General features: G+C 61.3%; 8 protein-coding genes and 1 tRNA gene. 4 read left to right on the forward strand and 5 right to left on the reverse strand.

Annotated elements, in window-relative coordinates:
- Nucleotides 1-36: 36 nt before the first annotated feature.
- Both pbpC and AB7783_RS08225 read right to left on the reverse strand, forming a co-directional pair.
- On the reverse strand, nucleotides 37-2244 hold the full coding sequence (gene pbpC / locus AB7783_RS08220) for a penicillin-binding protein 1C (protein WP_441277351.1): 2208 nt from the start codon (nucleotides 2242-2244) through the stop codon (nucleotides 37-39).
- The gene (locus AB7783_RS08225) at nucleotides 2241-7460 is read right to left on the reverse strand and encodes an alpha-2-macroglobulin family protein (protein ID WP_441277352.1); all 5220 of its coding nucleotides are present in this window, start codon (nucleotides 7458-7460) and stop codon (nucleotides 2241-2243) included. The genes pbpC and AB7783_RS08225 overlap by 4 nt, the downstream gene beginning before the upstream one ends.
- A gap of 440 nt (nucleotides 7461-7900) precedes the next feature.
- Here AB7783_RS08225 and AB7783_RS08230 point away from each other — a divergent pair, with 440 nt between their 5' ends.
- The 4 genes from AB7783_RS08230 (at nucleotide 7901) to AB7783_RS08245 (ending at nucleotide 13036) form a co-directional block, all read left to right on the forward strand.
- Nucleotides 7901-8323, forward strand: a complete 423-nt coding sequence (locus AB7783_RS08230) for a hypothetical protein (RefSeq protein WP_441277353.1) — start codon at nucleotides 7901-7903, stop codon at nucleotides 8321-8323.
- A 270-nt stretch (nucleotides 8324-8593) separates the two neighbouring features.
- A tRNA-Arg gene (locus AB7783_RS08235) sits at nucleotides 8594-8670 on the forward strand.
- 405 nt (nucleotides 8671-9075) lie between these two features.
- Nucleotides 9076-10983 carry a hybrid sensor histidine kinase/response regulator gene (locus tag AB7783_RS08240; RefSeq protein ID WP_175368983.1) on the forward strand — a complete coding sequence of 636 codons (1908 nt, stop codon included), beginning with the start codon at nucleotides 9076-9078 and terminating at the stop codon, nucleotides 10981-10983.
- Between the two features lie 1723 nt (nucleotides 10984-12706).
- The gene (locus AB7783_RS08245; protein WP_441277354.1) at nucleotides 12707-13036 is read left to right on the forward strand and encodes a hypothetical protein; all 330 of its coding nucleotides are present in this window, start codon (nucleotides 12707-12709) and stop codon (nucleotides 13034-13036) included.
- Between the two features lie 65 nt (nucleotides 13037-13101).
- On the opposite strand, the gene AB7783_RS08250 is transcribed toward AB7783_RS08245, so the two are convergent.
- The 3 genes from AB7783_RS08250 to AB7783_RS08260 form a co-directional block, all read right to left on the reverse strand.
- A complete protein-coding gene (locus AB7783_RS08250; RefSeq protein WP_439077173.1) occupies nucleotides 13102-13455 on the reverse strand; it encodes a response regulator in 354 nt (117 codons plus the stop codon).
- Between the two features lie 66 nt (nucleotides 13456-13521).
- The gene (locus tag AB7783_RS08255; protein ID WP_170849671.1) at nucleotides 13522-13698 is read right to left on the reverse strand and encodes a hypothetical protein; all 177 of its coding nucleotides are present in this window, start codon (nucleotides 13696-13698) and stop codon (nucleotides 13522-13524) included.
- A 121-nt stretch (nucleotides 13699-13819) separates the two neighbouring features.
- Complete coding sequence (locus AB7783_RS08260) at nucleotides 13820-15568, reverse strand: ABC transporter ATP-binding protein/permease (protein WP_439077174.1); 1749 nt, start codon at nucleotides 15566-15568, stop codon at nucleotides 13820-13822.
- Between the last annotated feature and the right edge of the window lie 71 nt (nucleotides 15569-15639).

Below are 15639 nucleotides of genomic sequence, written 5' to 3' on the forward strand. Positions count from 1 at the left end.
CTGAAACCGCCGACCGGACAACCAGTTAGCCCGTGCTTATTGGATTCTGACCACAACTGTGTCTGCGGTGCCCATGGCGTCCATGACCGTCAGCCGGACGAAACCCGGACCAGGCGGATCGACCAGCCGCTGGCGCCGGCTGTCGAGTTCCCCGGCGGCCATGCCATTGACCAGGACGGTCATGGGCAGCACCCCGCCGGCAACCTTGACCGGGACTGCCGAAAGCTGCCCCTCGCCGCCACTGGCATCGATCCGGGAACCGTTTAGCGGGAACTGGATGTGCAGGGCCTGATCGCTGCCAGTACGGATCAACTCGCCGACCGGGCGGAACCGACGCAGCGGCAGCGGCAATTTTGCATTACTGGCGATCAGCACGCCCTTGGGCGCCTTCGGCAACGGAGCCGGCAACTTGCCGGTGCGGGCAAAGGCATCGAACAGGATCGGAGCCGCGGCCGTGCGACCGACCAGGCCGGGCACCGGCGCGCCATCGGGCCGGCCGACCCAGACGCCGATGGTCATCCGTCCGTCGAAACCGACCGACCAGGCGTCGCGATAGCCGTAGCTGGTGCCGGTCTTGAAGGCGATCCGGTTATGCGCGGCATTCTCCGGCGGCGGTGTGCCGATCAGAACATTGCCGACCTGCCAGGCTGCAACCGGGTCCATCAGCCGCAAGGGCTCGCGATCGTCGCCGCCATTGGCCTGCATGATCTCCCGCAGCGGCTTCGAACTGCCGAGCCGCGCCACGCCCGTATAAAGCTGGACGAGGTCCTGCAGCGTAATGCCGACGCCGCCGAGACCCATGGCCAGACCGGGCGCCTCACCCGGCGGCAGCACCAGATTGCCGCCCGCCTGTTTGAGCCGTGACGACAACCGCGACGCGCCAACACGATCCAGCAGCGCAATAGCCGGCACATTCAGTGAGAGCTGCAGCGCCTTGCGCACCGGCACGGTGCCCTGAAAGCTCATGTCGAAATTCTCCGGCGCGTAGCTGCCGAAGCGCACCGGCCGATCCTCGATCAGGCTTTCCGGATGCACGAAGCCATCTTCAAAGGCGAGGCCATAGATGAATGGCTTCAGCGTCGAGCCCGGAGAACGCACCGCGCGGGTCATATCGACCTGCCCGGCGCGGCGATCATCGAAATAGTCGGGCGAACCGACATGGGCGAGCACGTCGCCGCTCTCGTTGTCGACTGCGATCAGGCCGATGGAGATATTGTTGCCCAGCGCCGCGGCGCGATCACGTGCGAGGCCTTCAAGCGCCCGCTGGATGCCGGCATCGAGCGCCAGCTTGATGATGGGGCGATCCTTGTGCAGTGACATCGCCTGATCCGCCGAATGCGGCGCCAGGATCGGCATCGGCTTGCGCAGCTTTGGCACGCTGACGGATTTCGCCTGCATGGCATCGGCAGCCGACACCCTGCCCTCGCCGACCATGCGTTCGAGCACGCGGTCGCGCGCCACGCGGGCATTGCCGGGATGGCGATCAAGCCGGCGGTGTTCCGGCGATTGCGGCAGCGCTACGAGCAATGCAGATTCCGCCAGCGACAGCCGTTTGGGCTCCTTGCCGAAATAGGCGATCGACGCGGCGCGAAGACCTTCGAGATTGCCACCGAACGGCGCCAGCGCCAGATAGAGATCGAGGATCTGATCCTTGCTCATCTGCCGCTCGATCTGCAGCGCACGGACGGCCTGTCTGATCTTCGCCGATATCGAGCGTTGCTGCCGCGGCTCGATCAGCCGTGCAAGTTGCATGGTGATGGTCGAGCCACCCGACACGATCTCGCCGCGCGTCACGAGTTGAAGCGCGGCGCGGCCAAGCGCCAGTGGATCGACGCCATGATGGCTGTAGAAGCGTTTGTCCTCATAGCCGAGCAGTATGTTGAGATAACCGGGGTCAACGGATGTCTTCGCGTCGACCGGCAGCCGCCAGCGTCCGTCGGTCATGGCATAGGCGCGCAGGAGCTTGCCGTTGCGATCGATAACGGTGGTGGAGATTTTGCGGGCCTGGTCGAGCGGCAAAGGGCCGAGGGAAGCCACCCACGCGGCGGTCGCTGCACCAGTCAGGACCACAACTACGGTGGCAGCGGCGACAGCCTTTCGGATAAGCCACCAGCCTCTCCTCACGTCGTGGCCGGGCTTGTCCCGGCCATCCACGTCTTGCCCACGATCCACACAAGAATACATGGATCCCCGGGACAAGCCCGGGGATGACGGAGTGTGTGGTGTGGACGTCACCAAGTTCATTTCGCCTTCGCGACCTCGACACTGCCCGTCCCCGTCCGCCCGTAGCGCGACGGGTTATACATGTCCTCCACATAGGCCTGCGGCAGCACGTACTTTCCGGGCGACACTGCGCGGACGATGTAAGCGACGGTGAACACCGCCTTGTCGTCGCTCTTCCGGTCGATCGCCGCTGTGAAGCGGTCATCGCGGAATTCGGTGTTCTCAGGTTCTTCGCCATCCTCGATCCAGTCCAGCGTGCCGCTGTCGCCCGACGACACCAGATGCGGATTGTCGATCTCGAAACCAGCCGGCAGATAGTCGGCCACCATGATGTGCCCGTATTCCGGCTTGGCCTCGGTGATCTTCAGCACCACGGCAAAGCGATCGTTCTGCTTGGCCTTGGTGACGTCGGCAGGCTTGCCGTCGAGCGTGAAGTAATTGCGCTCGATCTTGAAGCCGTTGGATGCCGCCGGCTCTGGCGTGATCGGCGAACCGGACACCGAGACGACCGCCTGCACCGGTGTGTCGCCGGTGTTTGTGATCTTGATCGGCTGCCCGGACATCTCCGCCGCCTTGTAGCTGCGATAGAGCGCGGTCTTCACAGCCGAGCCGTTGACGTCGAGCGCCAGCGTGTTGGCTTCCTTGGCCAGCGCACGCGACGCCAGCACCAGCCACGCATTCTCCTGCGTCGAGGTGAAGGGCGTCAGGCCGCGCGCGGCCTCGACACGCTGGACCGCCTGCGTCAGCGTTGCACGCGGCGCATTGCCTTCGCTGGCAAGCGAGACCAGCGCCGCAGCATCGCGCAGCGCGGAGCCGTAGTCGACGCGGCCGAACTCGATGATCGGCTTCGGCGCGAGGCTCTCAACCGCTGCCGCGTAGACGCGTTCTGCACGGGCACGGTCACCGACCAGCGCCAGCGCCGCCGCCAGCTGTGACTTGGCGATGGGCGTCGCCAGGTTCTTCAGCTTGGTGTCGGCGAGATAGCGCAGATCGCCGATTGGCGCAGTGCCGTTCTTGGCCAGCACGTAAAGCCCGTAAGCAAGATCGCGGCCGCCATCCTTCTCCGGTTCGTCAGCGTTGACGACCGAATTGCGCACGCGGTCGAGCGCGGCACGGAACAGCACGTCCGGCACCACAAAACCTTTTTCGCGGGCGCGGGTCAGGAAGTCCGTCACGTAAGCGTCGAGCCAGGCATCGTCGCCGCCCGCCGACCACAGGCCGAACGAGCCGTTCGAGCCCTGACGCGCAAGCAGTCTTTCGATCGAGTCCTTGATGCGCTGATCGACACCGGTATCCATCGCCAGATGCGCGCCGGCCGCGAGATCGTTCACATAGAGGAGCGGCATCGCGCGGCTGGTGATCTGCTCGGAGCAGCCATAGGGATAGCGATCCAGCGCCTTCAGGATGGTCGCTGCATCGAGCGCCGTGGACAGGCTGACCGACAGCGAGACGCCGCCGGTGCCTTGGACGAGGTCGGAGAACATGTCCGAAGTCAGCGTCAGGCTTTCGCCCTTGGCCAGCGTGCGGATCGAGCGACGCGCCAGAACCTGCGTGGCTGCCTTGACGTCGAGCACATAGTGCCGTGCCAGCGTCAGCCCGTTCGGTCCCTTGATATCGACATCGAACTGGGCCGTGCCCGCACCGGATGCATCGATGGCCAGCGCCATCGAGGTCCGCTGTTTGGCCGCGAGCTTGATCGTCGTCGCCGGATTGCCGGTCACCTTGACGGGGCCGGAGGTCTTTACAGCGATGGTATAGTCACCGGGGGTGCCTTCGACATTGTCGAGGTCAAAGCTCATGGTGCCCTTGTCGCCGGACAGCAGGAACCGCGGCAGCGTCGCAGTGAGCACCACGGGATCGCGCACCGTGACGTCCACGGTGGCGCGGCCGAGTTTGGTCGCGGTCCAGGCTACGGCCATCACGCGGGCAGTGCCGGCGAATTCGGGAATCTCGAACTCGATCTGCGCAGTGCCGTCGGCGACCACGGTGACGATGCCGGAATAGAGCGCCATCGGCTTCTGGGTCGGCGGCGAGCCCTCGATCTGCGCGCCGGCACTATCACCGCCAGTGCGCAACTGGCCGCGGGTACCCTGCATGCCGTCGATCAACTGCCCATAGATGTCGCGAATTTCCGACGTCATGCGGCGCTGGCCGAGATAATAGTCATCCGGCGCCGGTGGCTTGTAATTGGTCAGGTTGAGAATACCGACATCGACCGCGGCAACGACGATCTTGGCGTCCTCACCGGGATTGAGCCCGCCGAGTTTCACCGGCAGCTTCAGCGTCGTGCTGGGCCGGATCAGCGCGGGCGGCGACAGTGCAACGTCGAGCGTGCGTGCTTTTTTGTCGATACCGAACCACTTCAACCCGATGGCGCGGCCGGGCATCCGCTTGGCGGCGGCATCGAGAGGTCGGCGCAGCGTGGCCACCACATAGGCACCCGTGCCCCAGTCCTTGCCGACCGGGATCTTGATCTGCGACTGGCCTTCCTTGACCTGAATGCTCTGGGTCGTCAGCAGGCGGTCGCCGAGCACATTGATTGTCAGAAGGCCGGCTGTGCGGGCATTGACCGAAACGATCATGATGTCGCCCGACAGATATTCCGGCTTGTCGATCGATGTCTCCAGCAGGTCCGGCGTGTCGGCGCTGCCGTCGGAATACCAGCCGACATCGAACTGCACCGAGGTGATCGGACCGTCGGCTTCATTCGATTTCACGTCGAGCCGATAGCGGCCGGGCTGCGGCTGCAGCGAGATACGGGCCGGAGCATTGGCGGCAACGGTGAGATCGCCATCGGCGACGCGCTTCGTCGATTTGACCGGTTCATAGTCCCAGGACGAATTCTGCCGGTACCACTGATAGCGGGATTCCATCTTGAGCAATTCGTAACGCAGCCCGCTGCGGGCCAGCGAGGTTCCTTCCGGCGACACGACCACGACGTCGAAAGCCGCGTTATCTCCCTCGGCGACGTTCTTATCCTTGAACAACGGCTTCACGCCGATCATCGGCGCGTTGGGCGCAACCGGCAGTACGAACTTGCGCTCGACGGCACGACCGCCGGCTTCCGTCATACGGATGAAGATCTGCGCTTCCTGCGGCCGGGTCGAAGACGGCGGCTTGGCAAGGCTGACCGGGAACGTGGCGACGCCATTAGCGTCAGCTTCGGGCAGCCCCTCGATAGGCGTGCGTTCGTTGCTGGCGCTTTCCTCGTCGGCAACGCCGAACTGGTAGCCGGCGAATCCTGGGCGATTCGCGGCAGGGCTGACAAGCAGATCGCCTTCGAGCTGCAGCTCCGACGCGGGCGCACCATAGAGGAAGCGACCATCCACCTTAAGTTCTACAGGAGCATCAGCTTTGATCAGCTTATCCTTGGAAGATATATCGAATTCAATCCGGTCCGGGACGTAATCCTCGACCATGAAAGTAGTCTCACCGACCGATGGCGCCTTCGGATCGGTGAAGGCGCGGACACGCCAGGTGCCGGTTGGGACCGCAGAGTTCAGCGGCAGCGTCAGGCTGCGACCGCCTGCGCCTTGGTCCTGCAACACCATTCGACGGAACTCGACGCCATCCGGGCGTTCGACGACGAGGGTCATCGGGCCGGAGGTCACGGCATTGCCCTGCCCGTCGCGCAGCAGCGCGGTGAGATAGACCGTCTCACCGGAGCGATAGACGCCGCGCTCGGCATAGACGAAGGCATCGGCACCGGCAGGAACCGCACGGCCCGAGACGCCACGATCGCTGAGATCGAAGGCGTTCGATTTGAGACTCAGGAACGCATAGTCGTTCTTGTCTGATGTCACCGTCAGCAATGCTGGCGACAGACCGCCCTCGCCCTTGGCGAGCCCCGCCTCGAACAGTACATGGCCGGAGTCGTCGGTCTTCCTAGTCGCAAGAATCTCGTTGTTGCGCGCGACCAGCCGGACATCGGCCTTGGCCATCGGATCGGTCGAAGCGAGCGAATTGACGAAGACGTGGATGCCGTCATTGCCCGAGAAAGCCGTGAGACCAAGATCCGACACGATGAACCACTGGGTCGCCAGCGAGCCGTCGTCATCGCCACCGCCTGAGCCCGGCCCCTTGGCCGCCGCGGTCATCACATAGACGCCTGGCTGCAACTCGCCGATGGCCTGATCGACAGGGAATGCCGTGGTGACGTCGGCATTGAGCGTCGACGCCGTGGCCAGCTCGCCGGTCCAGACCTTCATGCCGCGCTCGTCGCCGAGGCTCTCAAGCTGGTACTTGCTCAGTGCCGTCTGGAAGTCGCTGCCGATGACGGTGTTGATCAGATTGCGGTCGCCGATCCGGAACACATTGACGGTGACCGCCTGGGTATTGACCGAGACCACGGGGATGCCCTGCTGGCCGGTGCGCGGCAGCACATAGGCGCGGCCGGTGAAACGCACGAACGGCTTGCGGTCGCGCACATAGATGTTGAACTCGGCCGATTTCGGCAGGCTCTCCTTCACCGTCGATGGCAGACCGGCGCGCAGGTTGATATTGTAGCGCTCGCCATGCTTGAGGCCCTCGACGCAGAGCTGCTTCTCCTCGGAGGTCAGTGCCGGCTTGTCACTGCCGGCGAGCGCCAGGAACGGCGCGAAATCGACCCGCTTGGCGAGTTCTTCCGAGAACTGGAAACAGGCGCGCGGCGAGGCGGAATCCGAGTCCACTGTGTAATCGAGCAGCCGGAAGCCGTGATCGTCGCGCAGCTTCTCGTATTGACCGCGGACGTCGGCGACCTCGCGCATCTCGAGCGACAGGCGCAGCGCGTCCAGCGCCGGGCGCCACAGCTTGCGTTCTTCCATGGCCCGGCCGAGCACGGCCAGCGCTTCGGCCTCCTCGCCGGCATTGCCGGCGCGCTGATAGGCGATATAGGCGGCGGTCGCCGCGCGCTCGCGCAGGAAGGTGGTTTCGGACGAGGTTGCCGGGCGGATCTGGAAGATCGTCTTGGCGAGCCGCAGCCAGTTGGCGCTGTCATCGGGCGCAATCGCCACGATCTGGCCCAGCGTCTGCAGACCGGCCCGGAAATCGGAGCGTTTGAAGGCCGCGTCCGCGTCGGTGCGCAAAGTTGCCGCGCTCTTGGCGACTGGCCCCGCCTCGTTCTTGATCTGCGCCTCGAGCTTGATCGCGGAATCCGCGAGCTCATCCCGTCGGAAAGCCTTGTCGGCCGCGTGAGCCGAGACGAGGCCGAACGCCAGTGTGGCGCAGACAGTGACGGCGCGAACCAGACCAATCATGGACAACTCCCCTGCACGGACGAATGCCGCCTGGATTCAAATGTGCGTAAAAACGGTGACGGACTCATGGCCAGCTTGTTCGCGAGTCTCTCGACCGGCGCAACGCGAGACACGACGATTGCTGGCAACATCATGTGACGAACCCGGGTAACTCAAATCGCAGCCCCACGCGCAAGCCGCGGGCATCATGGCGGCGGGCCCTGCCGAAAGCAAAGCCACGTCACCGCCGATTGGTCGCGCCTGTGTAGGAAACGGTTCGAGCACGCGCCGACGATTTTGGTGACAGTTTTACAACGGGTCATACGCGCATGAACGGCCGGCCCGGCCCGCGATCGCCCCCTACGCGTTTTAATCAAACGCGACACGTTAAGACTAAAAGCAGCCTGTTGGGGACGACCGGAGATCACGGGTACCCAAGTCTTCCAGCTGCGGTCAGATGGGTGCGCCTTGCGGCATCGGACGATCACGGCGATCGCCCGACCGTTCGGTCGTTCTGGGCGCATCGCATCATGATCGAACTTCTGTTGGCGACAAGTTCACTGGCGGGCCTCGCGGTCGGACTCGTCGGCCCCGTATGGGTCATTGTCGTGACGACCGTGCTGGTCGCTGTCCTGTCCGCCGCCGTGACATGGGGCCAGGGATTTTCGGCGCTGGGCGGCGTCGCGGTCACGACGGGATGTCTGATCGCGTGTCAGATCTCCTATATTGCCGGCCGTTTCGTAACCAGGCAATACGGCTTCCCGGAGCAACTATTTGAGGATGACGTCGACGGCGAGCCAGGCGAGACCGGCCAGCGCGGCATCTCCAGTGACAATGGCAAGGACGGCAAGCCACCATCGCGGCCCCCGCCGTCGGAGCCTTAGGGTCCGCCAGTCTGCGGACGCCGACTCTGCGAGACGATCCCCGAACGGGACAGGAATCGAAGCGACGTCAAAGGCACAGACGGACGTTCGGTTTTGGGACGAAAAGCGGATCAAGTCGGCACACTTTCTGGCTGAAATCGCGGGTTCACCGCTCAATCAGCAAGAGAAAGGCCAGCTCACCGACCGCCCAAACGCTTGAAAACCGTGTCCGAATCCGGCCAATTTACCCGGTCTGTCCAAGCCATACCGACGATGATATGACGACGCGCCGGTCCCATAGCTCAACTGGATAGAGTAACGGATTTCTACTCCGTGGGTTGCAGGTTCGAATCCTGCTGGGATCGCCACGTCATTTTCCGATTCCAATACTTTCAATGACTTGCCGTACATTATAACGCGGTAACTTTTTTCACGGTCAACGTGCCTCAATCAGAGACGCAGTCGTGGGTCTTTGCAGGATTGGCGGTTGTGATCGCACTGATCATATACGGATCGTGGATTGGACAGATCGCGACGAATTTTTCAAAGCTGCGGCGGCCTTCTTCGGCGCCGCGTCGACTTCGCCTAAACAACGCTTAACTCCTTGGCACTTCGTTAGTTCCGCCTCCGCCAAAAACTGTCTTCTTGTGTCCCGCGCATGACGGCTTACGCTGGAGACCTTGCGGATCTCTCCGTCGCCGTGCCGACAGCGGTGCAGCCTTGTGGGCACCGCCAAACTGGACACGCGTTAGTAGTTTCGCGGGAAGTGAACGATGGCAGAGACAAATAACGCTGGACGCGGTCTTTTCGAAAGCGAGCGCGCCTTTCGGCTCCTCGTTCAAGGCGTCACAGATTATGCGATCTATCTGCTGGACCTGAACGGCATTGTATCAAATTGGAATACAGGCGCCGAGAAGATCAAAGGATATTCCGCAGATGAAATCGTGGGTCAGCATTTTTCGGTTTTCTACCCCCCGGAGGATCGCGAAGCCGGACTTCCCGCTGCTGCGCTAGAGGCCGCGCGGCGGGACAAGCGCTTCGAAGCGGAGGGCTGGCGGATGCGTAAGGACGGTTCGCGATTTTTCGCTTCCGTCGTCATTGATGCCATTTATGAAGATGGTGTGCTTGTCGGTTTCGCGAAAATCACGCGGGACATCACCGAGCGGATGCAGGCGCGCTTCGCATTAAACGAGAGCGAGAACCATTTTCGCCTGCTGGTGGGAAATGTCACCGACTACGCTTTGTATATGCTTGATCCGGAAGGTCGGATCACCAGCTGGAACTTGGGTGGCCAGCGAATCAAGGGCTATCTGCCCGAAGAAATTATCGGACAGCACTTCTCGCGATTTTACACCCCTGGTGATCGCGAAGCGGGAAAGCCGGCGCGTGCTCTGGAGACTGCCCGTAAGAACGGCCGTTACGAGGAGGAAGGCTTACGCGTTCGCAAAGACGGCACGTTTTTCTGGGCGAGTGTGGTCATCGATCCCGTCCGCAATGATGCAGGCGAGTTGATCGGCTTTGCCAAGATTACGCGCGACATCACAGAACGACGCCTGGCGGTGCAGCAACTTGAAAATATGCAAAGGCAGCTGGCTGAATCACAGAAGATGGATGCGCTCGGTCAGCTGACCGGTGGAGTGGCACATGACTTTAATAACCTGCTTATGGCGGTTACCGGTAACGCTCGGCTTATCAAGCGCCACGCCATTGACCCTCGCGTGGTCAAGGCAGCAGAAGCGATTGAGGCAAGCGTTCGCCGCGGGGCGGCACTGACACGCCAACTGCTGACTTTTGCGCGGCGCCAACAAGTCGACCCGGTGCTGCTTGACGTTGGAGAGACTGTGCAAGCTGTACGCGAAGTCTTGGCCACAGTCCTAGGCAGCGCGATAAAGCTCGAAATCTCCGTACCCGCCGGAGTCTGGCCGGTCTTCGCGGATCCAACCGAGCTCGAGACCGCAATCATCAATCTCGGCATCAACTCTCGTGATGCCATGCCCGACGGGGGCACGTTGACGATCACAGCAGAAAATCATCGTGTCGCGGACGGAGAAGATATAGGCGAGCATGTGAATATCAAAGTGATCGATACCGGCGCTGGTATTCCTGAGGATGTCATTGCGAAGGTGTTCGATCCCTTTTTCACGACCAAGCCTGTCGGCAAGGGAACGGGATTGGGGCTCTCGCAAGTCCATGGCTTTGTCAACCAGGCTGGCGGCAGTGTAGAAATCAAAAGCAAGCTCGGCGCAGGCACGGAAATCGTCATTCGGCTCCCGCGCGGAGAGGGCCATGCTGGCGTGCATGAAGCAGAGGTTCTGGCCGAAGGTGCCGGCACCGTTCTTCTCGTTGAAGACAATCCAGATGTCGCAACCTCCAGCACCGTTCTTTTGGAAGAGCTGGGATATCGCGTGAAATGGGTAACGGACGCAGAATCCGCAATGCGCGAGATTGAACGCGACGGCATCGACATTGTATTTAGTGATATTGTGATGCCCGGAAAGTTGGATGGTCTCGGCCTCGCTCGCAATCTCAGACGGAGTCACCCGCACATGCCGGTGGTGCTTGCGACGGGCTATAGTGACGCCTCCCGGAAATCAGGTTCAGAGTTTCTGCTATTGCGCAAACCCTATGAGCTTCACGAGCTCAGCAATGCATTAGAGACCGCTCGCAGCAGTGTCGCTTGACAGCATCCTCTGACCATCCATCCTGAAGCGCGCCGGTCGGGCCGGCTCTGGCACCGCTTTCTGTGCCAAACCGGTTTCGGAGGTGACCACCTTCACAACCGCGAATTTGTTGCGCCGCAGAGCGACCTCTGGCGCCGGATTCGGCTCGGAACGATATTCGATTACTGAGATTGATCGCATACCCGCACGGAAGCAGCGCTCCCGATGCAGATCCCTACGGTATTTCGGGCGATTTATTTCTCCGAGGCTCTTTACGTCTGATTTGTTGAGCGCAGAATGAGGTCTGTTCTGAAGTGGGGAGGAAGCGATGAAAGAGCTTCTACATGCACGAGCAATGGAGAGCATGTGTCGACAGCGCGCCTCGTTTTTTCCCGAGGAAAGTTGGAAATTTCTAGCCGAAGCCGAAAGGTGGAAGCATCGGGCGCTTGATTTGATCAGCGACCATCACGTTGACTGTAACCAGCCAACTCTGCCAGATGCTGCTGAACCTTCTCACATTCACGCGTCACGCTAGGTCTTTCATTTCGGCAACGCTGGAACTTTTATTCGCGATGCGAGCTGCGCCGCATCTTTCGAACTAGCACGCGAAAGCTGATGGCCCGATATCGATAGGCCCGCTCTTCGCCGGCCTTGCGATACTTTGTCTCGTGGAACTACACTCATCTTCTTGTCGTTGGTTCAACGCGCCCGCTGTTTTGCGAAATGGTGGAGTGTTTGTCGCGCGGTGAAACCTAGGACGTCGATGGCTCCCACAAAGCTCCAACGAAAAGCGATCGCAACAGCAGTTCAACTGAGGGCCATGTCTCGAAGGTGCAAAGAGTTCGCCAAATTCGTCGGATTTCGGTCAGTATCAGATCGGCTGAATGCTTTGGCGGCGAAATACCAGGAAGAAGCTTGGCAGGTTGAGGAACGCGCTGGACTGCACTTGAACGGAGGGGATCCCGACGAGCCCTCGAGCGGATAAGTTTCAGGCGCGTCATCGGCGATGTGATATTTCGATCAACGCCTGCGGCGCTTGCTCCGAAGCCAAAGCGCGCTAAGAAGGTCTGACCATGGCCTGGAATGCCGGCCGCCGATTTACTGATGGAAGCCCAAGCGATCGCGCCATGCGACGAGCCGGTTATACGCGGCCGCGATACAGCACCATGCAGTAGATTACGCTCTGTCGCTCGCGGAACACCGCACGTTCTTAGGCAAGAGTAGAACGTCCTCGACAGCCTAAGCGATGAATGTCCCGCGTGCTGAAGGCCGGTTCGTCATGAAGATCAGCAGTCGCTCCCTTGAGCCTTCGCCCCGTCGGCCTGCTGCGCCGCAGTTGGCTTCCCTTGCATTTGCTTCTGGGCGTCCTCAGATGAAGCAGGAATATTCCCGGACTGCTGGTTCATGGCGCTCGTCGGCGGGTGCTGATCAGTTTTGGAATTTGCACCGACAGTCGAGCCGGTGTTGCCTGGAGTCGGGCCCGAACCAGCGTCGCGCATTTCAGTCGTTTTGCTGGTGTTGCATGGACCCGCTTGGACCGACACGACCCAGCGTGGCTGCACAAACTAGTACAACTTGGCGTGTTACTTTCATCTGCCTCTCCCTTGGGTAAGCCGGCATAGCCACGCCCTCGCGAGGATGCCGGCCTTTGCCTTAACCGGCCCGATGACGCCAAGTTCCGAACTCGCTCGGAAACTGAGGCCGCGCGTACCTTCTTGATAAAGAGCCTGAGGCGACGCGCCAGATGCGTCGCTTTTCCGCACGATCGTATGCCCTTAGGAGAGTTCACTTAGCTCACATCAAGCCCAGCTGCGGCGCGCGCGACTTCGCCAAATTTGCCGGCCTTGACACGGCCGCCTTTGAGGCGCCGAACATTGCAATGGCAAATAAAGCTCAGTTCTCCATTCTCGCTTACCAGCGACGGCCAGGATTCTGGCGTGCAGCTATTTCCCGCAAAGATGGAGCCGTCCTGACCATGAATGGCGTTGCATTGAAAAGCGTTGTCACGTCTGAGGATTTCCCATCAGAAGAAGAGGCTTATACGGATGCCGAGAAGGTTATCCGTATGATCTAGGCAGAGGCTTCCACCAGCGCAGCAGACGCTGCGGTACCGGAATCGAAATTGCCGACGCCAACCACCTAGCGCATGTTCTCGAACGTCCGCATGGCAGATATCACCGCCGTGGTCAGGTAGGGCTTCGGAATGAAAAGCGCGTTGGCCGGAATCGTCATGGGCCTCGCTTTCCCGGTTGTGATAATGATGTGGATCGGTGGCCACCTGTCACGAACAGCAGCAGCTAGCTTGAGGCCATCCATGGAGCCGGGCATATCGATATCCGTGAATACGAGGTGGATATCCTGGCGGGCCTCTAGGACGGCAATTGCCTGATTGGCGTCGCCGACCTGCAAAACATCGAAGCCTGATTCGACCAATTCTTCGCTGATCAAATCCCGAATGAGGGGTTCATCCTCAACAACCAGCACTGTCGGCATTCGGAAACCTCGAGAGCCAACATGGCACTCCTCCTAAGTTAGTTAGCGTACAATCGTTCCCGATCATTACTTCGGAGACTTGAGATTGGAGTCCCGCCAAGCCCTCGAACGAGCATCCGCTTCGTAGTCTCGAGCTTTCTTCAAGTGAGCCTGCTTGGCATCGCCCTCGGGGAGCTTGCCGGCCTTGTCAGACTGGATTTTCCCCAGCCGGCGGTTTTCTTCAGCGTCGGGCACTTGCTTCATGACACACCTCCGGTTTTTTCAGACCGGATAATGGATTTCTGTTCAGAGAGTTCCCGCGTAACGAACATACAATCTGTTGGCGCCGGACCGGTCTACAGAGACAAACGGGACTGGGTGACGGTCAAGCCAGTCGCAAAGCACCGCTATTCGGCCCCATAGCGCCCTCGTCAGAACGAGTGTCGAGCACGACGCGCCGGATGCTTGCAAAGCCGTGCGGCTCACGATGGGCCACCACCACGAGTGTGGCGTCCGGCAATTCACTGCGCAGCAGCGCCATGACGATGCGTTCGGATTCCGCATCCAGCGCACTCGTCGCCTCGTCGGCAAAGATCCAGTCGGGCTTGCTGACCATCACGCGCACCAGCGCCAGACGCTGTTGCTCCCCGACCGACAGGCCGCTGGCACTGTCGTCCCCGGCGTCGAGACGCGGACCGAGGCCTACCCCGCGCAGCAGCCGCTCCACGGTCTCACGCGGCACGCTGCCAGGATCGGCGGGATAGACCGCGGCATCCATCAGGGAACACAGCGGCATGTAGACCTGCTGCGGCATGAAGGCGAGTTGGCCCGACGGCAACGTCACCTGTCCTTCCGCATGCGGCCACAGCCCGGCCAGCGCCTTGATCAGCGTACTCTTGCCAAGACCTGAGGCACCGCTGAGCCAGACTGTCTCCCCGCGCGCGACCGAGAGGCTCGGCAGCTCAACCAGCATACGGCCGTCCGGGGCGCGGATACCGAGACCGCGGATCTGCAAGTTGCTATCGCCGGGTTGCTCGCGGCGCAGCGCATGGGCCTCCGGCGCTACGCCGTCCATGGCATCCATGAAGCCCTGTAGACGCCGCGTCGTTGCCACCAGGTCGGAGATAAACTTATAACTGAAGATGAACCAGGACAGCGTCGTGACGACGTTGGTGAAGGCGGCAGCGAGTTGGGTCAGCCCTCCCAACGTGATCTTGCCAGCCAGAAAGGCCGGCAACGCTAGAAACGTCGGAATCCGCAGCACACTCTGGAAATAAGGCCGCGTAAACAGGCCGTAGATGAACTCGCGACGGATCACCTGATGCCAGACACTCACCACGTCGTTGAACCTGTCGGCGAGCATGCGTCGCTCCGCCGTCTCGCCGTCTGAGAGTGCAATGGCCGATGCGTTCTCGCGCATATGGACGAGCGCAAAACGAAAATCGGCCTCTCGCCGCTGCTCATTCATCAGCAAACCAGGCAGTTGCCGCCCGAGAACATGGGTCAACGTGGTCGCCAGTGCCACGTAGATCGGCGCGGCCCAGACCATGTAGCGCGGGATTTCGATTCCGACGCCCCATAGCGAAAACTGCAGCGCAAAGGTCGACAACTGCCAGAGCAGCATGACGTAGGACACGAGCCCGATCAGGCTCATGATGAAATCCAGGACACCGGCACGGATATCGTCCTTGCTGCCGAGGATCGCCTCGGCGAACATATTGCAATCTTCGGCAATGCGCTGATCCGGATTGTCGACCTTGGCATGACCGCCGAGGCTCGGATGCAGAAACCAATGCGCCTTGTTGGTCGTCCAACGCTCCAGCAGCGTGTCGGACAGCCTTTGCCGCCAGCGAAACTGCAGCCGCCGCTTGCAGTATTTGGCGATGAGATAGAGGCTGGCAGAAATTCCGACGAGAACGGCGAAGACACCGATCTGGGTGATCGCAGCCTGCGCATCTATCTTCTGCAGCGCATTGAAGAAGTCGGCGCTCCACTGCACCTGCCGCAACGTGACTTGAATGATCGCAAGCTGGCAGGCGACGATGACTACCAGCAACATCAGGCTGAAGCCACTCCCCGGCCCGGTCGCCGCGATCCAGACGAACCGCCAGATCTGATGGATGATTGCGCGCATGATGATGGCCTGTCGTTATCTCTGTTCAACAGCAGAAGCCGGAGCCGAACTCGCGCCGGGCTCCGGCTGAT

The sequence above is a fragment of the Tardiphaga sp. 172_B4_N1_3 genome, from assembly GCF_052076035.1.
Taxonomy (GTDB): Bacteria; Pseudomonadota; Alphaproteobacteria; order Rhizobiales; family Xanthobacteraceae; genus Tardiphaga; species Tardiphaga robiniae.